This window comes from Cytobacillus spongiae (assembly GCF_021390075.1).
The window spans coordinates 1,933,698-1,958,233 of the sequence record NZ_CP089997.1 but is presented as its reverse complement, the minus strand read 5'-3'; the positions used below and the strand labels follow the sequence as shown (position 1 = coordinate 1,958,233).

The window sequence follows — 24,536 nt, the reverse complement described above, 5'->3', positions numbered from 1 at the left end:
AGCTCCTGATGTATCTCTTTCGAATAATAGATGAATGTAGTTATTTGGTAAAATGGCTGTTATGTTTGTTTTTTCCTTAGAGATGCTATTCCAAGTATCAATAACGGGATTAAAAAGTACATTAAAAATCCCCAAAAAGGTAAAGAAACCAAATCAATATGATTGACGACCAGAGTATTGGGAAGTGACCAAAAGCTCAGTTCAAGAATTAAGATACCTAGTGGCCACACAATGGGTTTAAAATCCGATAAATGAAGCCATTGCGCAGTTGAAAGAGCCATAACATAATAAAACACGGTTATTTTTACAAATAGCCCCAAAATCCACATAGACATGATTATTGCATCCAAATTATCAAAAAAGTTAGCTATGTTCACTAAACGAGCAGTTGTTAGAAAGGGATATGCAGTTGAAAATTCCGATCCTAGGATGAAAAGAACTGTAAGGTTAGTAGTGACAAAAGTAATCAAAACAACGAAAACTGCTGACAACCCCCATTTTTTACCATGTTTTGCATCTGTTAAGTAAGGTAGGAAAAACAGCATTAAGAAGAATTCACCAAACCATTCTTGAGGAACGACCGCACCTTTTAAAGATGGAACAACCCCATTTTCCATAATAGGCAACAGGTTCCCTAATTCAAAGTGTGGAACTAGTAACAGGATAATAATAAAAATAGAAAAGAAAAAAACTGGAAAAATAATTTGTGAACATCTTGCGACTACTTCCACACCTCCCCTTACCGTAACAGCAGAAAGAACCAGCATTGAGATAATAACGACACTTATCGGTGTTTTAGGAAAAAACAATCCAATTAAAAACTCTGCATAGATTCTAGTAATATTTCCTGTAAACATAATAAATAGACAAAAGTATGAAAAGCCCAATAGCTTACCAGCCCATTTACCAACCGTTTGTTCGCACATTTGAAAAAATGTTTTTTCAGGAAAGAGCTTGTACAAGCGTATAACTATTATTACAATCATGAAGCCAATAATGGATGCCCATATAGGAGAAAGCCACATATCACTTTTTGCATACTTTGCAGTTAATCCAGGAACTGAAAGTATAGCAGTTGGAATAATTGCATGATACATCATAATCCCCATTTGGAATGCAGATATTTTTCCTTTCTCCATTTACAGGCACCCTTTCAACAATACATTAAGATAATAAAGAATTAGATTTGGACTTTCGATTACTCCTTATACTTGCGATTCCTACTATTAATAATGGAATTAATGTGAACATGATCATTCCCCAAAAGGGATTCACTGCAGTATCAAGTTGACTAAGTACCATGAGATTTGGAAGTGACCAAAAGCCCATTTCAATGATTAATATACCTATTGGCCAAATAATCGGTTTATAGTCAGATATATTCAGCCATTGAGCAGCCGATACAACCGTAACATAATAAAAAACGGTTATTTTCACAAACAGACCTAATATCCAAATAGCCATGATTAGAGCATCCAAATTATCAATAAAATTGGCTATGTTAACAAACCGTGCCGTTTCTAAAAAGGGATAAACTCCTCCTGTGTTTGGACCTAAGATAAAAAGGACAGTAAGGTTGATCATAATGAAAGTGAATAAAACAAACAGCACCGTGATGATGCCCCATTTCTTGTGCTTTTTTACATCGGATAAGTACGGAAGAAGGAATATGATGATGAAAATCTCCCCGAACCAGACTTGAGGAACAATTGCTCCTTTTAATGAAGGCAGAATTCCATTTTCCATGATTGGTAATACATTCAGTAGATGAATTTGTGGACTTAACAATATCATGATGATAAATATGGAAAAGAAAAAAATCGGGAAAATGATCTGCGCGCATCTAGCTACTACTTCTAGTCCGCCCTTAATTGTAATTGCGGAGAGGAACAGCATCGAAATGATGATTACACTGATTGGTGTTTTTGGGAAGAACACTCCTATTAAGAACTCTGCATATGATCTTGTGATTTGTCCTGTTACATATACAAAAAAATAAAAGTACAAAAAACCTAAAAGTTTTCCTGGTATTTTACCAAGAGCTTGCTCACATATTTGAGAATATGTTTTCTTTGGAAAAAGTTTGAATAAGCTCATTACAATCCATAAGGTTAAAAAGCCAATGGTGGATGCCCATATTGGAGATATCCATAAGTCAGTTTTTGCGTATCTTGCAGTAATACCAGGCACTGAGAGAATGGCAGTAGCAATAATTGCATGATACATCATGATTCCCATTTGGAAGGCAGATATTTTCCCTTTCTCCATATACGGGCCTCCTTTCATTCAAAAACGAACTTTCTACATACATAAACATGTTAAGGGTTAGGTTTCCATAAACCTCCCAAATGGTTTAAAGATATATTCCAATAATGTAACTGGCCCTGGTAAATTTGGAAGATCAAAGAGCGATAATATCCCTGCTGTAGCCAATAGAATAAAGAAAACCATCTTATCTTTTTTAGGATAGTTTTTCATTTTTCGCCTCTCTGATAACACAATTATTGCAATTACAACTATGGCTGCGGAAAAGTGACCCCATTTCATTCGTTTTTCACCTCATTTTCAGGTAAGCCGCCCGGAGTAGTAATATAGCCTGGTCTACGGATATATGCTTCTACCTGGACAACTACTTTCACTTCAGGAAAAACTTCATCCCATTGATCTTTTGCTTTTTTCCATTCTTTTGGATATTTGCGATGAAATTCAGTCGCAAAATCTACCACATCTGCGTTGAGCTCCTCTTGAAGATTAGTAATAGAAAGTTCAATCCGTTCCTTAATATTTTTTTGATAATCTTTCTCAATCTTTTCTATTATTTTTGGATTCGCTAGATTAAGATTCGTTTCATTTTGAACGACGTCCCCCTCTGTTTTTACCTTGACAAACATTATCCACTGGCCTTTTTTCACTTCCGGTGTTAGCTTAACACTCCCTTTAACTGGGGTAAGGGAAATTTCTCCTTCTTCCTCTTCCGGCTTAAATGAAATCGTATATTGCTTCATTTCATTTCTAATCCATAGAACACCTCGAGTTTTACGTTCATCCAATGTCCCAATTAGCCTATCTTTCTTTAGGACAGCTAATCCATCTAAATATGGGATAGTTTCTGTTTCTTTTTTTCCTTTTTCAGCAGGTAATATTTCTACTAGGGGAAGTGAAACAGCCTGAGACTCATTCTTCATAGCTATACCTAAATCATTTAACGTTATTCTCTGTCCCGTTTGAAAAGTAGATAGTTCTTTTAAAACTTCTCCAGAAAATCGTTCTAAAGGTGGAAGTAATCGTAAAACATCATGGGCCTCTCCCTTACTTATGTAAATATATGCACGATCACGAGGCTGGGGATGTCGACTTAAAAAGTCGTACGATTCTTGTATTCCTTTTTCAGCTAATGCTCTTCCAAATATAAATGTTTTACATTGTCCCCAAAAAATTCTACGAGGAAACTTCATTTGAAGCATAGAAACAGCATTTGCCAAATTCGAGCCGATGCCATCTCTAACAAATGTCGAATCCTCGCCTCCCCCCAACTCTCCTCCTTTTCCGAGAATCCGGGGGATAAACACTTGAACCGATACTTTTAACTGATTATCCTCGGTAAGATCGATAGCAGCAGCAGTTACAATCGCGAGATCATTCACTTCAATCCGGTCCCAGCACCCACTTAATAGTGGAGTGAAAAGGCAAATGCAAATAATTGGAATCAGATGCTTCTTCATATCGATTCTCCTTTGTTCTTCCAAGCAAGAGCATTGAATAATAATTGGTTTGGAACTCAGTAGTACCTTGACTACAAGGAAATAGTTGTATCCCTTATGTTTCTAGTTCAGAACGTGAAATATGATTTTCAGGGGAGAAAAATTCGATAGATACTTACATCTGTACTACCTTCTCCATATTCACATACACTCTTTATGGAAAACAAATAAATAAAAGAGTTACTCCACTTCACATTTCTAAGAATGCTTCATGTGATAACATAAGGGTGCTATTCTCCCCCTTGATTTGGATTTGGCTTCAAATCAGGAGCCATTCGATATTGGTTATAGTTTCCAGAAAAATGAGGACGCGTATTAAGTTTCCACCATGGGCCTCTTATGAGTGTATCTTTAAGTTCTTGACTCTTAAATGGAGCCAATGGAGTTAAATATGGCACTCCGAAAGAACGCAATGCTGCTAAATGAATAATAATAGCAATGATTCCCATCATCACCCCAAGGAGTCCTAAAGCTCCTGCCAAAAAGATAATTGGAAAACGAAGCAAACGAATACCAATTCCCATTGCATATCGTGGGATCATAAATGACGCAATTCCAGTAATCGCCACAACAATAACCATAGGGGCTGCCACGAGACCTGCTTGGACAGCTGCTTGTCCTATTACAAGTGCTCCTACTATACTGACCGCAGAACCTACCTGTTTAGGCAAGCGAACACCTGCCTCTCGCAAGGCTTCAAAAGAAATCTCCATCATAATCGCTTCGACAAGTGCTGGGAATGGAACGGCTTCACGTGATGCTGCCATACTTAGTAAAAGAGCGGTAGGGACCATTTCCTGATGAAAGGTTAAAATGGCGACATAAAGAGAAGGAAGCAACAGAGATACAAAGAGAAACAAATAACGAAGCCATCTAATCGCAGTACTAATTAGAAAACGTTGGTAATAGTCCTCATGTGATTGAAGCAACGAAAAAAAAGTGGTGGGAGCTATTAAAACGGAGGGTGTCCCATCAACAATGATCGCAACTCTTCCCTCTAGCAAATTAGAACAGGTAACATCAGGACGCTCTGTATTTAAAATTTGAGGAAAAGGTGAATACGGATTATCTTCAATAAATTCCTCTATATATCCGCTCTCCAATATTCCGTCTATATTGTCGGTATTCATTCGATTTATACGATTCTCAACCTCTTCAATCAATGTTTTATCTGCAAGACCTTCAATATATGCAATAACAGTTTTGGTTTTCGTATATTTTCCAATGATAATTTCCTGCATTTTCAGTGTAGGACTTTTAATTATTCGTCTGATTTGAGATTTATTCGTAATTATGCTTTCAGTAAATCCCTCTCTAGGACCCTTCAAGCCCACTTCTGCAGCTGGTTCTTCAATGCCCCGCTTCTCCCATTTGGCTAAAGAGAAGGAGAAACCCATACTCAGTCCATCACATAATAATATTGGGTTCCCGTTTGAAATGGAATCGATGCATGCTGAGAGCAGTGGTGTTTTTTGCAAATTGGAAACCGGAGTCTTTTGCTCGATGGTTTTCATAACTTCAGTTGGTGATTGAACTTTTGAGTTGATTAACGGATTCACTATTTGTTCATCAGCTGCTTCAGAATTTGTAAGCCCTTCGATATAGATTATATATGCTTGAATGCTTTCTCCAATTAAAAAAGGAAAGATGATTACATCAGAGCAATTGGCATATACAGAGCGTAAAGAAGCGATATTATCGTCAATTTGATTGGATAGATGGTCTTGAGATGCTAAAACACTCGTTTGAGATTGAGCGTCACTCTGTTTTTCTTTTCTATTATTGAAAAGCCTTCTAACACGACGCACTCATTGCTTCCTCCTAAAACTTTCTATTATTGAAGTTACTCTTAATTATTCGATAAATTTGCTAAAATTATGCACCTTAAGGAATATTCACCTAGCAGGAAGCAACTAGAGCGTTTCCTATTTATAATTAAAAACACTCCTCAAATAAAAAAACCGCTTTCTCGAAAGCCTGACTGAGAAAGCGGGAAGATATCATTGAGTTATGTTCTCGTGCTTTTGGTTATTTATCGTAAAAATAAGCTAATCTTCTAGATGGAAAGAACCCCAGCTACTAAGTTAATGAATTTGTTGGAAAAAAATTAAAATTATTTAAATATTTGGTATAATCTTTTTCAAGGGGGAATTTCTTTGAAAACAAATATGAAAGAAAAAGTGAAGACCATTCTGTTGTTTGCATTAATTATTTCTCTCGTCGGTTCATTTGTATTATTTTTTATTGGCTATTATTTGATTAGCTTCATTGCTATCGGCTTTTTTATTAGCTTAGCCACATTTTTAGGTCAGTGGAGCGCGGATAAAAGTGCAGATTATGTTTTCAGGATTGAGCATAGCAACAACAAAAATAAATGGAATAATAAATGGTAGACCTTCACTTAATAATCGTTTTTCTTAACATGACATATAAAATCCAACAATAAGTTGATACAAAAAGGCTATTTACTTAGAGACTGTTTTCTTATATCAGATAAGTTTCCCTTCATCATCCGAAGGCTAGCAGTTTGGATCAGCTGAATGCGAGGCCAGTGTGAATAGAGAGACACCATATGCGAAGCGAAAGAGGTCTCAGCCCACATGCGCCAAGCATGTATCTGGTGCGGAAAACCGCCGATGTGCAAAAACAACAATGGTATACGAAAACAGCCTTTAAAAAGGAAATGTATCTAGACCATCGATTAATTTCACCCTCCTATTCAGGGTACTTGAAATCTTAAATAGAATGAAGAAATAGCTAGAGAAATTTTTCTTACTAGCTCCTTCAATCACTCCCCGAATCATGGAATGACATAAAATGGGCGCATCATCTCATAATCCTCGTGTTCTAGAATATGACAGTGCCACACGTACAAGCCTGTGTATGGTCCGAACGGAACAATGATTCGCGTGATCTCATTCGGGTTTGCGCGTACCGTATCTTTCCATCCTCTTTCATTTGGATCAGGTGATCGACGTGGTCCTGTTGGAACAATTTTTCCTTCTTCTTCAAACCCCTCCACATCATATGGCTGACGATCAAGTATCTGAAAACGAACCATATGTAAATGAATCGGATGGGCTGCCTTTGTCACATTTACGAAGCTCCATATTTCCACGCCCCACAGCTTCGGAGTTTCAGAAATAGGTTCCATCCATAAACGATCATCTAACAAATGAATCGAACGACCATACGAATCTGGTCTGGTGTTTAATAATAGCTGTCTCTTCAAATGTGCCTGAGATTCTGTCAACTTTGGAATAAAGGATAGTTGGGTGGGGATCCTGTCATTTGTCTTGGAAGAAGAAAGCTGAGATTTCACACGAAATTGCATAATCATGCCTGTCGTAAGTGGATCTGGCTTGGTTCCTTGAGGGAATGGAGACTCCGCATCGTTTAATACGGTGATCCTTTCTCCTTTGGATGAGCTAAAGTCAACTAGTACATCTGCTCTCTCCGCTGGTGCAAGAAGGATATTTGTTATAGAAACGGGCTCTGCTAAAAGCCCTTGGTCCGTTCCGATTTGAACAAAGGGAACTCCATTTGAGAGAGAGATTCTATAAAAACGAGCATTTGAGCCATTTAAGATCCTAAAACGATACAACCGAGGCTCTACTTCCACGTATGGCCATACGTTTCCATTTACTAAGATAGTATCCCCAAAAAAATCAGGTAGAACAGATGGATTCACTTCAGGTACAGGAGGGTCCGGTTGAGAAGGATAAAACAGGCTCCCATCTGGATGGAATGAGCGGTCTTGAATGAGTAACGGAAGTTCATATGGGATGGTTGGCAAATCAAGCCGTTGTTCTTCCTCATCGTGAATAATATACAATCCAGCTAAGCCCGCATAAATGTTTAAGCGCGTGATGCCCATCGCATGATCATGATACCAAAGAGTCGTTGCATTTTGGATGTTGGGGTAAGTGTAAACCGCTTGTGTGAAATGGGTTCCGACTTTTTTAAATCCTTTTGTAAACCATGCTTCAGGATATCCATCACTTGCTGCTGGGGTTACTCCTCCATGGAGATGTACAACCGTTCGGACTTCTGGTTTGTCACGTTCCGCACCATGGACTGTCGTATCGACGGGTAGGATATGCTTTGGTGGAAGTTCGTTTGTCCATAGCACGTGAATCGGTTGATTTTTCCATACTCGAAAGGTAGGACCAGGAAATTCACCATTATATGTCCAAACCTTTGTTGGTGGTAAATCTCGATGGAGCTTTTTCATTATTTGGATCATACGAACTTCAAAAAACGGCTGATTGTTCAAACACGAAGATGGTACCATATGCTTCATAATCGGCAGAGGATCTACAAACTTTTCAAGCACGCAAGTCCCTCCTTTATGTGAAATACATCAACTACTATTACATCCTATTCGTTACCCTATCTGATTATCCACATAAGATTTCCTCGTTCTGTTTCAAATAGAATGCTACTCAGTTAGTTACTTTCCGCCATTAATTCTCCTTTCTCTTCATGATAGATTTTGTAGCTGATTTCAAGCATATGGTCCTTTGTCATGGTCACCTCACAATAATATGGAATCGCCTTTCCATACGCGTCAAGTGAAGGAATCTCTCTAAAGCTAAAGTACTCACCTGAACCAAGCATTCGAATAGCCGCAAGCGTCGTACGTCCAGAAGAATCAATATCAACCACACATTTTCCTTTGATCACAACATAATCCTTTAAGGCAACGTATTTTAAGCTTGGTAGAGTTGTAAATAATAATAATGCAGCCAAGATAATGATTCCGATAATTTTCCCCATTCTACTCATAGTGAAGTCTTTTTTCATATACATGGTTATGATGTGAATCAGCGCATATATGACGAACAAAACTCCGAGGGTAAGGATAAAATAATAGATGAATAGATCTTGATTGACCATGTGTCTTTCCCTCTCTTTTCTCAAATTATTCTTAGGACCATTTACTGACATCTTTCCAACTAACACTTAAGGGGCACTCCACTTACAGAAAGAATGCCCCTTACATCTCTAATAATTGTCTATAACACCACCAAGTGATGAAGCCGTTACAGCTGGGTTATTTATCCATTCCTTGATTTCGTCTTTCGTCCCATAAACGACAATCCCTATAATATCTACTTCGTCGATTTGATATTCTTTCATCTGATCGTAAGCTTCCACGTGTTCACTGTATATACTCGTTTTCAGAAGGCCTAGAAACTCATCATATTCAAATTCTAGATTCGTTAATGAGGTATAAGAGTCATTAAAAGAAAAGCCAAGCGCTTCCTTTTCCCTAATAGATGTTGCTGACCAATCGTATTCCTTCGCTTCCTGCTGAAATGCCTGTAGCTGACTTCTGCTATAGGTGTCAATCCAAAACCATGTCATCTTTGGAAGCGTCCGAAATGGAAGTTCACTTACCTTGTAGGGTTGATCGAAGGAAAGAGCAACTTCAAATATGTGATCCCCATCCATCCTTTGAATCAGATTTTCATCATTCATATATTTTTTATAACTGACTTTTGGATGAAAGAACAGCATTTCTTTCCACCCATTTTCCTTATAATTGAATTGCCAATCTTCCCCCGTGACTCCGATCCCCCCACCAGCGCCTCTTGAGATGATTAAGGATGGAATTAGCCCATAGAAATATTGTTTTTGATCTGTTACGATCGATTTGATTTTCATATCTTTAGAGATTTTATATTGGCTCGCCCCCCCTAATATTCCTATAGAATCCACCGTTTCACTGATATAGCCATTCGGAGTGCTTAATCGCACATATGCATCCCATTGCTTATAGGCTTTTTGGCTAAAATATACCGAGATGGCGAAATTGCCAATGCTTAGCAGAATAAATACCCCAATCGAAACGAATACAATTGTAAGTACCGACCTCTTTTTCCCTCTGTTTATTGCCTTCTTAATCTTCTTCTCGTCAAACAGGTTCTCTGTCCACTGGTCATCCATGAAGCTCCCTCCACTTCTTCTGAAACTCTTTTCTTGCACGAAATAAATAAGTTCGTACCGTTTCTTCCTTCAAACCAAGAAGAATCGAAATTTCCTTGTAGCTAAGTTCATAGTTATATTTAAATAATAGCAGCTGTTTATAGATTTCTTGAATACGATCTAGAGTGATAGTGATTTCTTGTTTCATTTCCCTTGAGATGACGCTTGCTTCCGTGTCTTGTTCGTTTGCAAAGTTATTCAAGAAACGATCATCATCGATCGACAGGGATGGTTCTTTTCCTCGTTTTTTAAATAGCTTTTTACATTCATTCATAGCAATGACAAAGATATAAGAGAGCGCTTTATCAGCCGGAACCCCGCTACGATAAGCCATATATTTCACATAACTTTCTTGAACAATGTCCTCTGCATCTTCATGGCTACACCCGGTTTTTTTTAGGTAAAAATAGATCATTTTTGCTTGCTTCTTATATACTTCTAATAGTAGCTCTGAATCCATGGCCCCCCCTTTCTAACCACCTTTACCATTAAAGAGTCATTTTTCTAAGAAAGGTTTACAGTCTAATCGAAATTTATTTCTGATTCTTTTTAAGTCTTTAACATTTTCCCACTAAAAAAACCTATCCTCCAATTGAAGAATAGGCTCAGTTCATCTGAACTAGTGATGAAAGAAGGATTCTTTCCCCTGCCTACCTGCGAAACGTCATCTTACTTTCGAAGGCAATGAGACGAATCCCTAGGTTACGGAGATCATGCTCATTCGTTCGTAAGCAACTTCTTTTCCAAAATAATTTTATGTAGCCCTTTTTCATCCGTATAGGTGTCAATGACATCAAATCCATACTTTATATTCAATAGGAGCATGTGCCGCCATTTATTCATTGTTTTCGTTCGCACAACCCTATACCCTTTTTCCTTTAAATAGTGATGCTGTTTCTCCATCAGCATGGACGCGATTCCGTGGGTTCGATAATCCGGATCCACTCCGCCTAGCCAACTATAAAAGGTTTGTGAATCCTGTTCATATCCAATTTTATATCCTATGACTTTGTTATTGTCCATGGCAATTAGAATCAATAATTTTGGTTTTGTTCCCATTTTTGTTTTCAAATCTTCAGTCGTTTCAAATATCAATTTATGTATCGCTACCAATTCATCGACTATATGATTATCTGGAAGTGTAGGATATAAGAAATATTCAACGTTCACCCAAATTCCGCCTCTCGAATTCCATGAATGTGTTTATCATCACTTGCATAAAAACCAATTCCCGACCTCTATTATTTTATACGTTAAGTTCAAGAGATGGTTTCGTCATTGGATCTTTTTCTAAAAAAATAAAATGGAAAGAACATCGCTGCGAATAGAATGAGGGCAATTGCTTCAAGTACTAGAATGTAATAGGGATATGGCCCCAAATAGTCGAGTAAGGAAGGATTCTCCGGCTTATGCGCAAGAAACATATAATTCCCATTTGTGATTCGATTCGCAATAAAGGCACAGGCAGCGCTGATATTAAGAAATGTAAAGGCTTGAATGAGGCCTTTTCCAGTTGGCCGATAGCCTTTAATGACAACATAAAAAAGAGCAATCAAAATGATCAATATATGTGTAGTGAAAAATTGAATAAACCGGAAATGGGGAAAACCCAAAAAAAGCTCTGGTGTAATTAACGCCTGGAGAGCTCCTGCAATGCCTACAAAATAGAGCAATTGAAAAAGCACCTTGGATTGTGTAATCAACAGCAGTAAAGCGATGATTAGGCTAATTGAACAGAGCTGGAGCGGCAGGGTAAATGAAAGATCCCACTCATCCCCGGACCATAGCCAAATATGATAGAAGGTTTCGAAGGTAAATGCGATACCAAACATACTCATACGCACGCCCTTTTCATGCGTCCGAATCCAAACCCGAAACACATACAAGGAGATGGAGAGAACGACAAAAAGCACTAATACAGCCATATGATAAGCAGAAAACCATTCAAATGGAAGTGATTCGTAATCATGACCAAGTAGTGAATACATGTTAATGGAACCCCTTTTACCTTATAGTTATTACCCATATCTTAACAGAAGAACGGATGTTTAGCTGTAATCAACAGGAGAAAATATCCCATTTGATTGAACTTTTATCTAAAGCCACTTGTTTGGATTGGAACAGAGGTGCATGAAACGACATGACTGTTCAGGAAGATATTTCGCATGGAGAGTATTTGGAATAGAAATAGGGATGGAAAGTACGTGCTCTCCATCCCTTTTGCGGCCATCCTCTAACTTGTCCGCTTACCTCATTATTTATTATTGTTTACGATTTGGTCTGTTAAATGCTTGATTTGATCATTATTTAGATCGCCTGTAGCTTGCATGGCAGTTGCCAGGTGTTCAAATGAGGCTTGGTTCTGTTCTTCATTTGCATGAACATGACTGGATGCTACAGGATTCCCACTCTTCTGATGCTCATCCATTTTCATTGCTGAATGCTTCGCTTTTTTCATCGCTTTGTATGTTAAACCAAGCTCGCTTGCAAACTCGGCTAACGCATTCATATTTGGCATAAACGACCGAGGAAAATCCGTCTTTTGAGCCATATTACGCAGCGGCTTCATCATTCGGTTATTACGGAATAGCACGGCGGTCAAAGCACTTAACACTACACTCACAATTGTAAATGTTAAAAAGCCATTATTCCGCTTTTTTTTGCCAAATAAACGCATGACTTGCTCTGGAAGTCTTGTATTTAGTAACGCAGATACCCATTGATAATTATTCAATTGAATGGCACTCCCCTTGTTCTATTTTGAAGGTACGATTGCTGCCTTCTCTACTCATAGGATGTGAAATTTGGGGAGAAATATGCTGGGATTTTCGTCAATTGATTGAATTTGCAAGAGTACCTGTGAATCGTGAAGTGCGATAAGATCATTTTGAGCGAAAATAAACAACTTCTGAGCGAAATATGGTCGAACATGAGCGAATTCTTGTGGAATCGGAGCGAAATCCGACTCAAAGGGAGCGATATTTACCTACAGAGGAGCGAACGCTCACAAATGGAGCGAACGCTCACAAACGGAACATTCCCTCACAAACGGAACATTCCCTCACAAACGGAACATTCCCTCACAAACGAATCCGTCGTTTTGTCCAAAAATAGCGAATACACAATAACGGCATCCACTTTTTTATAGAGGCATTTCTAAAATCACTTTTGTTCCTTTTTGAGGAACCGATTGAATGTCTAGTGTTCCCCCGACCGCTCGAATGCGTTCATCCATGCTGAAAAGTCCGACGCCTTTTTGGATGGTGTTTGGATCAAATCCGATGCCTTTGTCTTCAATAACGAGGCGAACACAACTGTCCATTTCACGAATGATTACTGACGCCTCATCAGTTTCTGCGTACTTCCGAACATTCGTCAATGCCTCTTGAATGACACGGTATATGGTTATTTCTTTCGTGCTATCCATTCGTGTTTGTAAATAACAATCAAAGTGAACGTCCATTCGGTAAAAATCATGATACTTCACTAGGTATGAGCGAATCGCGGGAACAAGTCCTAAGTCATCTAATACAGATGGGCGGAGCTCCCAAGAGATCTCTCTCACTTCCTTTATTAATTCCGTGGCTTCGTCCTGCATTTGCGTAAGTAACGGATGATCCATTTCCGCCTGTAATCGATTGATGGTAATCAAATGGCTGTATAAATTCTGGCCAATCCCATCGTGCAGCTCTCGTGATAAGCGTTTTCGCTCATCCTCTTGTACATCAATGATTTTCGTCATCATCTGCTGTAGCTCTGCTTCCGCTGTTTTCCGCTTTGTAATTTCGTAACGGATCGATAAATATTGATAGGGCTTCCCTTCTTCATTAAGAAAAGGAACAATCGTTGTATCTACCCAATAAATTGAACCGTCTTGTGCTCGGTTCTTTATTTCTCCTTTCCAGACTTCACCTGATGAAATCGTACGCCATAACTGGTGAAAAAAGGAGGGGGAATGATGGCCAGAATTTACAATCCGATGATTCTGCCCTATTAATTCATCTTTCCGGTACTTTGATATTTTACAAAACTGATCATTCACATAGGTGATTGTTCCTTTTGAATCGGTCATGGCTACAATGGATGAAGCATCAAGAGCAAATTTCAAATCCAGCAATTCTTTCATCGGCTGGATTGAATCAGGTGCATCCGCTTGAGGAAATGAACTCCGATCTAAATATCCGTTTGACTCGTTCATAGTCGTCTCCTTTAGTTAAAAATCAACTAGACCGCCAAGAAAGGTTTCAATTTGGTTAGCCACTTGGCTGACAAGGGATTGTTGGGATTCATTGAAAAGATGGGCTTCTCGTTGTCCAATTAATAAGACCCCTTTGGGAATCCCCTTTTGATTAAAAATCGGCACAGCATAAGACGATATGAGCTTTTCTGCTAGCATGATCGGGTATTCATTGGGCTTACCTAGAATCTGACTTGGGAAGCGTTCGACTGTCATCGGTCTACCAGTTGATATCACCCGACCTGCAATACCTTTTCCATATCTGACAACAATTCGCTTATATTTATCATTGCGATTTCCTACGGCGAAATGCCAGCCAATATCTGGACCGTTTGTATGCTGGAAGGCTAATCCGACAAAATCACATTTTACTTCAGTTAATAATTGCTGACATGCTTGAATGACAAATTGATATTGTGTTTGATTTTCCATCATCGAACCCTTCCTCTACATCCGATAACCAAGAAGGCCTTTTTTTAATGCATATTCAACAAGCTCAGGTCTTGTACGCATTTGTAGCTTTTCCATAATATTCCCTTTGTGTGTTTCAACAGTTTTCACACTGATAACAAGCTGCTCAGCAATTTCTTTATTGGCATACCCCTTGGCAATTAGCGTTAATACTTCTCTTTCCCTGTCAGACAACAATCGAAACGAATCATCATTCGTCCCTATGTTTCCGATGTATTCCTCCATTAATCGCTTCGTTGCAGATGGATGAAGATACGCGTTTCCATTTGCGACACTTTGAATTGCTTGAATCAATTCATCATGGGGAGCACTTTTCAGAATACAACCAGATGCCCCTGCATGTATGGCACGAAATAGATATTCTTCATCATCATGCATCGTTAAGATGAGAATTTGCGTTTGAGGAAGGAGTTTTTTCAATTCAGATGTGGCAGAAAGACCGTCCTTCCCATGTGGCATACTTAAATCCATGACAACAACATTTGGTTCGAACTCAAGTGCTTTTTGAATACCTTCATTCCCTTCAGAGGCTTCACCTACCACTTCCATTTGAGGATGATTATTTAACAGCATCGTTAGCCCCATTCGTACAACTGCGTGGTCATCCACTAATAAAATTCGAATCATGTGAAGCTCCCCCTTTGTCCTTTTTCACTCATGATCATTCATTGACAAAAATAGCGGGATCCCTCCCGCTATTCCTTAGTTAACTCGATAAACATTTAATAGGGAACAGTAAATTCTACAGTCGTTCCTGTCCCTTCCTCTGAGTGGACTGAACAAGATCCACCGATTAATAGCATTCGTTCTGTCATCGCAGCAAGTCCGAGTGATTTCTTCATGGCGTCAGGTACATCGAATCCACGGCCATAGTCTTCAATCTTAACTTTTAAGCAGCTTTCATTCCACTCAAATGTGATCCTGATTTTCAGCGTATCTGCATATTTGGCAATGTTCACAAAAGCCTCTTGACAGGCGCGAAATAAAGCAATGTTTTGTTTTTCCGTTAATTCTCCCATTATACCAGTAGATAATAGGTCTACTTCAATTCCGTACGTATGCGTATAAAGCTTAATATAATTTTTCAGAGCAGGAACAATGCCAAGAGTGACTAAAGTAGGTGGATGTAATTCCACAGACAGAAATCGAATTTCTTGAATCGTTTTCTCCAACAGCTGTTCCATTTCTTTCGCATAGCTTTTCATGCTTGGATTTTCAATCGACGATTCAATTAACTGCATCCCTGTCAGAACGCTATATAATGTTTGCCCTACCCCTTCATGTAGCTCGAGGGCGATCCGTTTGATCTCATCTTCATGGGAATCCATAATATACGTGTTGATTTTTTCTCTTGTAGGCAGAATATCCATTACTCTCCTCCTACCTTTTTCCTTCTATTTAAGTGCAGTGAGAGGTATCTTTGTGAGGATGATGATCCTCTTACTGCCTATTTTTTAACTTAAGAAGCTTGATTGGCACGAGCTTGTAATTGGGCTTTTCTTTGATAATAATACCAGTTTAACGCAAGTGATACGATATAAAAAGCGATAAAGAAATAAAATGCTGTTACAGGTGTTCCTGTTGTATTTACAGACCATCCAAATAGCTTTGGAATAAAGAAGGATCCATATGCCGCAAAGGCAGCGGTGAAGCCAAGAACAGGCGCTGCTTCCTTCACAGGGAAGATGTTTGGAATCATTTGGAAGGTAGATCCAGATCCAATTCCAGCTGCAAGGAATAATAATAAAAAGGATGCTAAAAAGCCAGAGAACAGCTTTTCGTTTGTGAAGTAGATAACACCACCTGCACCGATTGTCATGATGATGAGCGTCCACGCGGTGACAAGTGCTCCTCCCCATTTATCTGATATCCAGCCACCTACAGGTCTCGCAGCGGCGGCAAGTAACGCGCCTAAAAAGGCTAGCGATATATGCTCAGGGAATTGAGAACGAAGCAGCAGCGGAAAGGCAGCTGCATAGCCAATGAATGAACCAAATGTTGCCACATATAGGACCGTCATAATCCATGTATGCTTTCGTTTGACAATCACAAATTGTTCCTTAACAGATTGTGTAGCATTTGGAAGATTATCCATCCCAAACATAGCCGCAATCGTTACAATCGCAATTGGGATGACCCAGATAAATGCGGCATTTTGCAACCAAATTTCTTCTCCATTCGCTAGCACTTGACCTTCACCTACAAGAGCAAACGTGCTTGCGGCAATAATTAAAGGAGTGACAAATTGAACAACTGAAACCCCCATGTTTCCTAATCCACCGTTAATCCCTAAAGCTGTACCTTTTTCCTTTTTCGGATAAAATAAGCTAATATTCGAAGACGAGGAAGAAAAGTTCCCTCCTCCTAGTCCGCAAAGTGCTGCAAGCAAGAGCATGACACTATACGGCGTCTCTGGATTTTGAACAGCAAACCCGATACCAATCGCCGGAATGGCTAACACAGCTGTTGAAATAACGGTCCAGTTCTTCCCGCCGAATTTCCCGACAGCAAATGTGTAAAAGAAGCGCATCGTGGCACCAACTAAGCCTGGTATCGCAGCTAAGGTAAATAGCTGTTCATCTGTAAACCCAAAGCCGATATCATTTAAACGCACCGCAACTACTGACCAAATTTGCCATACAATAAAAGCAAGCATTAACGAAGGGACAGAAATCCAAAGATTTCTACGCGCATGTTTCTTCCCTTCTTTTTCCCAAAATGGTGGGTCTTCTGGGTTCCACTTTTGTATCCGTTTATTGTTATTCATGTGTATTCTCTACCTTTCTCATGACGTACTCTAGTTCACTACTATGGTCAAATGCAACCCACTCATTTTCCGTATGGGTGACTGTAGCCGTTACAGGAACAGCTACAAATTTGCCCTTGTCAAAATAGATGCGAAGATGGGTTTGATCAGGGCATAATCCAATGTTCTCAACCATTTTTTTCAAGGATGGGGCTTGATCGCCTCCTTGGTGGTCTTTAATTGAAACCTCAACAGGTGTTGACATAAATCCCTCTAGGTCCTTCAAATTAATGACTTCCACAGCTCTCGCACCCTCTTTTCGCTGGATAGATAAACATTTTATAGCCCTGTAAGTAGCTCCAAAAGTCATCTCCGCCTTGTTGTTCTAAATATGCGAGCGTCTCTTCCTCTGATTGCCAGCGGCTCATCCCTTTTACTTCTGCAACGACAATCTCCGCTCCATCCATACGTTTCTCTTCCAAATACCAATTCACACGAACGCCTTTAAATAACTCTGTTAGTATATCATGAATGTCCGAAGCAAAATGATCGGCCGCATCTCGAACAAACACAAAATCCAAATAAGTTTCGCTATTCATTTTACATCACGCCTTCTTAGCTTTTGGTCTCGCTTATAGATCATCATGGCGATTGGAAACAACAGGATATTAAGTCCAACAAATGTAAGAACGATGGTATAATTCTCATAATAATATTGGTGAACCATGTACTGGGTAAAAACAATGTTTAATAATAAAATGACACAAAGCATGATAACAGGAATGTAATTACGCTTCATAACGCTTCACCCTCACTGCATATACGGCATCATTTTCGACCTTCACTTGAATTTCAGGCAGTGGTCTTCTTGGAGGACCAGCTGTTGGCGCGCCAGTCGTTACATCAAATTTTCCGTGGTGACAAGGACAGATCATTTCGCCTTCCTCTTTTACCCAGAACACAGGGCAGCGGAGATGGGTACAGGCATTTTGATAAGCCACGTATTTTTCCTCAGATAACCGAATTAAGATGGCATCGTCATGCTCACCAGGAAACTTAAAGTCAACAGCTTCACCTATGCCAATTTTACTTACATCCGTAATTTTTTTATGCTGATATTCCTTATCGGAAAGTCCCATTAATTCCTTAGCCGCCACAGCCCCCCATGGCAGGGAGGAAACTGCAAAGACACCTGCAGCTCCTACGAGTGTTTTCATAAACCCACGGCGGTCTAATGTTCGTTCATGATTCCGCTGAATATTATGAGTATAGTTATCTTCATTAAATGGGATTTTGTTCTTTTGATCTGACATGTTCATCCCTCCTAGAACAGCTTTTGAATTCCTTGTAAAATACCAGGAAGATTCACTTTAACGTTGGTTTCTCCCTCTAGATATGGCATGCTAGTTACCCATTTGCCATTGTCTAGATTAAATTGCTTCTTCTTGTTTTCAATTTCTTCATCGGTTAACCATTGAAGCGTACCCGAAGGGCAAACACTCGCACACATCGGCGGAATTCCATCTTTCGTACGGTCAATGCATAGATCGCATTTGTACATTAAATTCTGTTCCGTATCGAATTTCGGGATTCCGTATGGACAAGCAATCGTACAGTTTTGGCATCCGATACATTTTTCGACTAGCGCAGAAAGAACAGCACCTGTTTCATGAATTTGAATCGCTTGAGCAGGACAGCTTCTTGCACATGCCGGATTTTCGCAATGAAGGCACATGAGAGGCATCGTTTGCCGGTTGACTAGTGGATTGACATCGTACACATAGTTACGATTTCGCTCCTCATGTCCACCACACTGTGTGCAAGCAGCGAGACAAGAACGGCATCCTATACAATTTTCAAGCTCTAAATATAGCCTCTTTTTCATTTATTGCACCTTCTTACTTTCAAGTTTTTCAATCTTAGCCGCGCATGCTTTAAACTCTGGCATTCTTGACATCGGATCTAAAGCTGCAATAGTTAGGAGATTAATTGAGTCATCATGCCCAAAGTGATACGGCACAAACACCGTGTCTTGACGAATTGCTTCTGTTATTTTCACTTTGTAGACGGTCTCCCCGCGGCGAGTTGCTAAATGTACTCGTTCTTCGTGAACAATTCCATATTGCTTGGCTGTCTCCGGATGTACCTCAACAAACGGCTCTGGACACATATCATGTAAAAACGGAATTCTACGCGTCTGGTTCCCTGATAAATAATGATAGACGACACGACCAGTTGTTAATCGAAGTGGATATTCGTCACAAGGCTCTTCAGCCGGTGGACGATAAGGAAGTGCGCAAATTTTCGCTTTTCCATCTGGATGATAAAATTTCTTATCTAGAAACATATGCGGTGTTCCTGTGTCTTCCTCATTTTTACAAGGCCAGAACACCCCATCTTGCTTGTCGATTTTCTCCCAGGTCGCACCAGAATAGTCGGCATTCCCACCTTTTGTTGCTTCTCGGAATTCATCAGATACGTCCTTCGCTGTTTTTAGATGGGAAAAATATTGACCTCTTCCAAGACGCTCTGCTAATTCAACTTGCATTTGCCAATCGGGCTTCGATTCCCCTAATGGCTCTTGGGCTTTATTGATTTTAATAATACGCCCTTCAATATTCGTAACGGTTCCTTCATCCTCCGACCATGTGACTGCCGGCAGTACGACATCTGCAAATTCAGCTGATTCTGATAGATAGAAGTCTGAACAGACCATAAAGTCTAAATTTTTCATCGCTTGGCGTACGAAGTTTAAGTTAGGTGCCGAAACGGCTGGATTGGAACAAAGTAAATACATTGCGCGAATCACCTTTTGTTCCATCAGTTCAAACATTTCGTAAGCTGAAACACCTGGCTTTGGCATTTCATCTGGGGTAATTCCCCAAATTTGACAAACTTCTTTCACATGCTGGGGATTCGTGATTTTTCGGTAGCCTGGAAGTAAGTCTGACTTTTGCCCATGCTCACGGCCACCCTGTCCATTTCCTTGTCCAGTGAACGTCGCTACACCTGACTTTGGACGACCAATCTTTCCAGTAATGAGTGCCATGTTTACATAACCGGAAACATTGTCTACCCCTTTATGTTGCTGTTCGACACCACGTGCAAACATGACGACCGCATTCGGTGCTTTTCCGTAGATTTCAGCGGCACGAATGATTTTTTCCGGTGCCACGCCTGTAATTTCACTCGTGTATGCCGGAGTAAATTCCTTAACAATCTCTTTCGTTTCTTCAAATCCGTTTGTATGATTCTCAATAAAAGCTTCATCGATTTGCCCATTTTCAATCAGTAAGTGAACAATTCCGTTAGCAAGGGCAAGATCTGTTCCAGGCTTAAGATCTAAATGAAGATCGGCTCTTCTCGCAATCGGTGTTTCCCGCGGGTCTACAACGATGATGTAGCCCCCTCTTTCTTGAACGTTCCAAATACGGAACATTGAAGTCGGATGACATTCAGCTGTATTGCTTCCTGCAATAAATAAGCAATCCGTTTCATGGATATCTGTCCATGGAAGCGTTGAACCACGGTCAACCCCAAAGGAACGAAGGAACCCACCAGCTGCACTTGACATGCAGAAGCGCCCATTATAATCAATGTAACGTGTCCCAAGTCCGACCCGGGCGAATTTACCTGTTAAGTAGCATTTTTCATTTGTCATCGATACCCCACTAAAAACCGATAGCGTATCTTTGCCATAATTCGCTTGAAGCTCTGTGAATCGATTCACAATCAAGTCGTATGCTTCTTCCCAGCTCGCTTCTCTGAAGCCCTCCTTCGTACCTTTTAAGGAGGCATCATCACGGATAAGAGGCTTTAATAGACGGTCCTTGTGGTTGGTTTGCTGATAGGCAGTTACCCCTTTAGGACACATCTTTCCTACCGTTACCGGCCAGTCATACCTCGGCTCTACTCCGATGATTTTATTCGTTGTTGTATTTACACGTAAATTCATCCCGCACTGCATCCCGCAATAGCTACAATGTGTTTTCACGAGCTTTTCATTTGGGTGAATTAAGTTCTCCACGTCTTTAAAGAATTTATCCCTTTGCATCTTGGTTTGCCTCCTTGACCTTCACTTCATGGGTAGGAAACCCTGAAAATTGAGCAATACGAAACTTTCTGCGACAAGGAAGACAAAGCTCAGCTAAGTGGAAGTCTTCCTTTTTAAATTCCATTTGATTTACACCAAGTACGCCTACAACATCTTTTGCTTGCTCTGTTGAAACATAGTGGCTTCCGCAAACCTTACATTCCTTCATCGACTGCTCTGCATAATGCTCGCGATAGTTCCGGGCAAATACACTTAGCGGGCGGAATGGAATATGTGCAAGCTTCCCAAACGGAAGATAAATTAATGTGATAATGACCCCGTACTGATGAATAAGTGACATCGCTGGTTGCCCTGCACCATGTAAAAACACGTTCATAAAGGTTAACGCTAACCCTGTAATACTGATAAATAGCAGTAAGTATAATGGTAGAAAATCGTACATGAATTTCTGTTCTGCTCTTGCCTGCATATTTTTCAAGCGGCGATACAATGCCATGCACACTCCGATGATGACCATAATTGCAGTAATATTTAGCGCATTATAGAAGAAGAAAGCAATCACGCCATCAGCTTTAACTGTCATTAAGTTGATCCCCATCCCAACGACTGTGTAATAACCATTGTCATCCATCGTGAAGTACATCCACCCAAACACAAGCGGGAAAGTCACTAGACAAGATAAGATGCAACCCCACCCGATCAGAATGTGCTGGGTCCATCGGTAAATTCCCCTATTCCAAATAAATTTGTAAACGGCTAGATGGTCAACCGACGTTTTAGCTGTCGATTTCCGGAATAAGAGCTTGATTCCTTTTTTAATAAAAATCTTTGTTGGTGGCCTTTCTCCCCAAGCAATGAAGCGGTAAAAAAAACCGCCAATAAATACAATAGTTCCCACCATATATCCATATAGGTTTAAGTCAATGTGGGTAAACATTCTCGTGCCAATAAAGGAAAGAATGACGAGCCCACAAACCGTTAGAAACATAGATTTCGCAAAATGTGAAGCAAATGCGTTGTTAATGGAATGCGATTGGTTTTTGTGATCTGATAGTTTGATCTCCATTCGAAGCTCCTCCTAGAAAAATAGTAAACTCTTATCTGATACTATTATTGTAGAAGAAGCGGCGGATTTATTTTATAGGGGAACTTCCCCATCCTCTAAGGAAAATTCCCCTATCTTGATTAGGGAGGGGAAATGTGATGGTTTAGATATCCATGAGAAAGGATAATAGGTATGAGGTGATTTTCGGTGAAAAGCTTGTTTTTTGAAGACATGGAAAAATAATATTGAATAGTTTTGGTCATTTTGACGGTTGATTTCTACTTCAGGATACTTCGCTTTCCAGGGGAGGGTGATGAGCCTCCTCGGCTTCGCTTGTGGGGTCTCAATTGTCCCACTGCTCCCGCAGGAGTCTACGCATCCATCCGTTTCTATCAACCTAGTGCTTCCAAACCTAAAATAATAGAGAAAATAACTTTTCCTTATTCTCAAATGGCTACTTCGGTGGTTATTCCCTCAGGTCATTCATTTACTAGTTTGCGTGAAAAGCACTTAGGCAATTTGTCTATAATCAATAGACCATAGACAAACTCAACGAGCTTCGTGTTTGTCTATGGTCTGATGAGATCCAATTCCTTATTCGGTTAATATAGAGCGAATGATGTGCTTCGAGTCGAACTCGCTGTTTGAGTATTGAATAAGCAGCGGCTTTTTTGGGAACAGCTGCTGATCGATTTCATCAACGGTCATTCCAAGTTGAAAAAGCTCTTTGACCGTGCCTGTTAACTCTTCTAAAACGGCTAGCTTTCGCTTGAATTTATCTTTGCCATCTGGGTGATAACCCGAATGAGCACAGTACATGTCTTGGAAATCATAGGTTAGTATTTTCCGAAGGGATGAAATCAGTACGGGAATCGATTCATCCCTCATGATTATTTTCGGCTTGGCTGACACATACAAATCACCAGAAAAGAGCTCTCCCGTATGCTTATTCAACAAGCATACATGGTTCTTTTCATGGCCAGGTGTATGAATCACTTCCCATGTTTCCTTCCTTGACTCAATCGTTTTTTGATACGGGCGGGCAGCAAACGGCTCCCTTACACCCCAAAGCAGCTTCCGATATTCAGGGTAACCGGCTTCTTGCAAACAATCATCTACCGAATGTTCATGAATGTAAATCGGGATTTGCCGATGCTTCTGGAGCCAAGCCGCTGTCCCCGTATGATCTTCATGATCATGCGTTATACTGACAAGCTCGACCCTTTGCTCCTCATAAAAAGGAATTAAGTTTGACCGTACCGATTGAGCCCCGGTATCAATTAACATTCCATCGACAAGATATTGAAAAACGCTCATAGAAAATCCGAGATAGGACGCCTCGCTTTTCACAGAAACGACATGGCTATACTGCTGTATATTAATCATCATACACTCCTTACTCATTTGGATCGTTTTTTCTTTCTTTTAAAAGCAATAAGATTTGGTCATTTCTCGCGATGATTTCCTCCTTAACGTTCAGCCAGTGAGCACCCAAGTAATTCCAGCTTGAACGTCGTTTCAAGAGAAATAATCTCTTCCTTTTCCCAGCAGATCCGCTTTGTAAAGAGTGGTCCATCATACACAAATGTATGATACTCTCCCGATTCTCCCATCGGACAAGATTTTGTCTCTTGAATGGCTTGAAAAAAGGAACGGTCGATCGTTCTTCCTAACCAACCTTCATCTAAAACATCCTCACGCACGCGAATGATTTTTGCTTGATAGCCCGTGTGTACAAAGGTTCTCAGCAATTCAAGAGCTTTCTCTTGTACGGTCCACAACGGGTATACAGCAGCCAATCCAGCCTTTTCAGCAACCTTTTCTCCCCATTCTCGGTGTCCGTCTAAATAGAGATCGCCAAAAGCAATTCCATCTAAATGATAAGTCGCTTTTAATTCCTTTAAGGTCACTACGAATTCTTCCGAGTATTTTTCATATGTACATGGAATAAAGTGGACAGGAATTCCAATCGATTCAGACTGAAGCCGGATCATCTCCATTTTTTCCCCGTGCCCAAAAGTCCTCCCTGTTTCGATCGGAACGGTAGTAATTAAGCAAAGAACCTCATCCCCTGCCTTCGTTAACACATCTAGCGTCAAACAGCTGTCCTTACCGCCACTCCATGACAATGCCAATTTTCTCCCCATAACGCTCTCCTTCGTTTTTCCTTCTATTTTAACACGTAATGATTCCGAATTGAATGAATGGAGAGGAAATATATTCCTCGAGTG

Annotated in this window: 27 protein-coding genes; 1 reads left to right on the top strand and 26 read right to left on the bottom strand. The window is 40.0% G+C overall.

Annotation, left to right across the window (positions count from 1 at the left end; genetic code table 11):
- Positions 1-59: 59 nt before the first annotated feature.
- The 5 genes from LS684_RS09920 to LS684_RS09900 form a co-directional block, all read right to left on the bottom strand.
- Complete coding sequence (locus LS684_RS09920) at positions 60-1,139, bottom strand: GerAB/ArcD/ProY family transporter (protein ID WP_233811418.1); 1,080 nt, start codon at positions 1,137-1,139, stop codon at positions 60-62.
- Positions 1,140-1,164: 25 nt separating this feature from the next.
- Positions 1,165-2,268 carry a GerAB/ArcD/ProY family transporter gene (locus LS684_RS09915; RefSeq protein ID WP_233811417.1) on the bottom strand — a complete coding sequence of 368 codons (1,104 nt, stop codon included), beginning with the start codon at positions 2,266-2,268 and terminating at the stop codon, positions 1,165-1,167.
- 57 nt (positions 2,269-2,325) lie between these two features.
- Entirely contained in the window at positions 2,326-2,547 is a 222-nt protein-coding gene (locus LS684_RS09910; protein ID WP_233811416.1) for a hypothetical protein, read from the bottom strand.
- Entirely contained in the window at positions 2,544-3,722 is a 1,179-nt protein-coding gene (locus LS684_RS09905; protein ID WP_233811415.1) for a Ger(x)C family spore germination protein, read from the bottom strand. The genes LS684_RS09910 and LS684_RS09905 overlap by 4 nt, the downstream gene beginning before the upstream one ends.
- 269 nt (positions 3,723-3,991) lie before the next feature.
- The gene (locus LS684_RS09900) at positions 3,992-5,569 is read right to left on the bottom strand and encodes a spore germination protein (RefSeq protein ID WP_432418808.1); all 1,578 of its coding nucleotides are present in this window, start codon (positions 5,567-5,569) and stop codon (positions 3,992-3,994) included.
- Positions 5,570-5,917: 348 nt separating this feature from the next.
- On the opposite strand from LS684_RS09900, the gene LS684_RS09895 reads away from it, so the two are divergent.
- Positions 5,918-6,154 (top strand): hypothetical protein, encoded by a 237-nt coding sequence (locus LS684_RS09895; RefSeq protein WP_233811414.1) that lies wholly within the window; start codon positions 5,918-5,920, stop codon positions 6,152-6,154.
- Between the two features lie 407 nt (positions 6,155-6,561).
- On the opposite strand, the gene LS684_RS09890 is transcribed toward LS684_RS09895, so the two are convergent.
- The 21 genes from LS684_RS09890 to LS684_RS09790 all read right to left on the bottom strand — a co-directional run bounded on the left by LS684_RS09890 (position 6,562) and on the right by LS684_RS09790 (position 24,452).
- Complete coding sequence (locus LS684_RS09890) at positions 6,562-8,064, bottom strand: multicopper oxidase family protein (protein ID WP_432418821.1); 1,503 nt, start codon at positions 8,062-8,064, stop codon at positions 6,562-6,564.
- A 146-nt stretch (positions 8,065-8,210) separates the two neighbouring features.
- On the bottom strand, positions 8,211-8,726 hold the full coding sequence (locus LS684_RS09885; protein WP_233811412.1) for a hypothetical protein: 516 nt from the start codon (positions 8,724-8,726) through the stop codon (positions 8,211-8,213).
- A 42-nt stretch (positions 8,727-8,768) separates the two neighbouring features.
- A complete protein-coding gene (locus tag LS684_RS09880) occupies positions 8,769-9,713 on the bottom strand; it encodes an anti sigma factor C-terminal domain-containing protein (RefSeq protein WP_233811411.1) in 945 nt (314 codons plus the stop codon).
- On the bottom strand, positions 9,706-10,212 hold the full coding sequence (locus LS684_RS09875) for an RNA polymerase sigma factor (RefSeq protein ID WP_233811410.1): 507 nt from the start codon (positions 10,210-10,212) through the stop codon (positions 9,706-9,708). The genes LS684_RS09880 and LS684_RS09875 overlap by 8 nt, the downstream gene beginning before the upstream one ends.
- A gap of 257 nt (positions 10,213-10,469) precedes the next feature.
- Positions 10,470-10,922: a GNAT family N-acetyltransferase gene (locus LS684_RS09870; RefSeq protein ID WP_233811409.1), complete on the bottom strand. Its 453-nt coding sequence runs from the start codon at positions 10,920-10,922 to the stop codon at positions 10,470-10,472.
- 89 nt (positions 10,923-11,011) lie between these two features.
- Positions 11,012-11,740, bottom strand: a complete 729-nt coding sequence (locus LS684_RS09865) for a YwaF family protein (RefSeq protein WP_233811408.1) — start codon at positions 11,738-11,740, stop codon at positions 11,012-11,014.
- Between the two features lie 266 nt (positions 11,741-12,006).
- Positions 12,007-12,486: a hypothetical protein gene (locus LS684_RS09860; protein ID WP_233811407.1), complete on the bottom strand. Its 480-nt coding sequence runs from the start codon at positions 12,484-12,486 to the stop codon at positions 12,007-12,009.
- Between the two features lie 408 nt (positions 12,487-12,894).
- Positions 12,895-13,950 (bottom strand): PAS domain-containing sensor histidine kinase, encoded by a 1,056-nt coding sequence (locus LS684_RS09855; RefSeq protein WP_233811406.1) that lies wholly within the window; start codon positions 13,948-13,950, stop codon positions 12,895-12,897.
- A gap of 15 nt (positions 13,951-13,965) precedes the next feature.
- Positions 13,966-14,424, bottom strand: a complete 459-nt coding sequence (locus tag LS684_RS09850; protein WP_233811405.1) for a GAF domain-containing protein — start codon at positions 14,422-14,424, stop codon at positions 13,966-13,968.
- Between the two features lie 12 nt (positions 14,425-14,436).
- Positions 14,437-15,087 (bottom strand): response regulator, encoded by a 651-nt coding sequence (locus LS684_RS09845; RefSeq protein ID WP_284701589.1) that lies wholly within the window; start codon positions 15,085-15,087, stop codon positions 14,437-14,439.
- A gap of 95 nt (positions 15,088-15,182) precedes the next feature.
- Positions 15,183-15,830, bottom strand: coding sequence for a sensor histidine kinase (locus LS684_RS09840; protein WP_233811404.1), 648 nt, complete (start codon positions 15,828-15,830; stop codon positions 15,183-15,185).
- Positions 15,831-15,919: 89 nt separating this feature from the next.
- Positions 15,920-17,227 carry a NarK family nitrate/nitrite MFS transporter gene (locus tag LS684_RS09835; RefSeq protein ID WP_233811403.1) on the bottom strand — a complete coding sequence of 436 codons (1,308 nt, stop codon included), beginning with the start codon at positions 17,225-17,227 and terminating at the stop codon, positions 15,920-15,922.
- Positions 17,220-17,507 (bottom strand): hypothetical protein, encoded by a 288-nt coding sequence (locus LS684_RS09830; protein ID WP_233811402.1) that lies wholly within the window; start codon positions 17,505-17,507, stop codon positions 17,220-17,222. The genes LS684_RS09835 and LS684_RS09830 overlap by 8 nt, the downstream gene beginning before the upstream one ends.
- A complete protein-coding gene (locus tag LS684_RS09825) occupies positions 17,494-17,805 on the bottom strand; it encodes a hypothetical protein (RefSeq protein WP_233811401.1) in 312 nt (103 codons plus the stop codon). Before LS684_RS09825 ends, LS684_RS09830 begins: the two co-directional genes overlap by 14 nt.
- Positions 17,802-18,005 carry a hypothetical protein gene (locus LS684_RS09820; protein WP_233811400.1) on the bottom strand — a complete coding sequence of 68 codons (204 nt, stop codon included), beginning with the start codon at positions 18,003-18,005 and terminating at the stop codon, positions 17,802-17,804. The genes LS684_RS09825 and LS684_RS09820 overlap by 4 nt, the downstream gene beginning before the upstream one ends.
- Complete coding sequence (locus LS684_RS09815; protein ID WP_233811399.1) at positions 17,995-18,519, bottom strand: QcrA and Rieske domain-containing protein; 525 nt, start codon at positions 18,517-18,519, stop codon at positions 17,995-17,997. The genes LS684_RS09820 and LS684_RS09815 overlap by 11 nt, the downstream gene beginning before the upstream one ends.
- 11 nt (positions 18,520-18,530) lie before the next feature.
- A complete protein-coding gene (locus tag LS684_RS09810) occupies positions 18,531-19,091 on the bottom strand; it encodes a 4Fe-4S dicluster domain-containing protein (protein WP_233811398.1) in 561 nt (186 codons plus the stop codon).
- Positions 19,092-21,260 (bottom strand): molybdopterin oxidoreductase family protein, encoded by a 2,169-nt coding sequence (locus LS684_RS09805; RefSeq protein ID WP_233811397.1) that lies wholly within the window; start codon positions 21,258-21,260, stop codon positions 19,092-19,094.
- A complete protein-coding gene (locus LS684_RS09800) occupies positions 21,247-22,326 on the bottom strand; it encodes a hypothetical protein (protein WP_233811396.1) in 1,080 nt (359 codons plus the stop codon). Before LS684_RS09800 ends, LS684_RS09805 begins: the two co-directional genes overlap by 14 nt.
- 573 nt (positions 22,327-22,899) lie before the next feature.
- Positions 22,900-23,694 (bottom strand): MBL fold metallo-hydrolase, encoded by a 795-nt coding sequence (locus tag LS684_RS09795; RefSeq protein ID WP_233811395.1) that lies wholly within the window; start codon positions 23,692-23,694, stop codon positions 22,900-22,902.
- An 80-nt stretch (positions 23,695-23,774) separates the two neighbouring features.
- Positions 23,775-24,452, bottom strand: a complete 678-nt coding sequence (locus LS684_RS09790; protein ID WP_233811394.1) for a Dph6-related ATP pyrophosphatase — start codon at positions 24,450-24,452, stop codon at positions 23,775-23,777.
- Positions 24,453-24,536 lie beyond the last annotated feature (84 nt).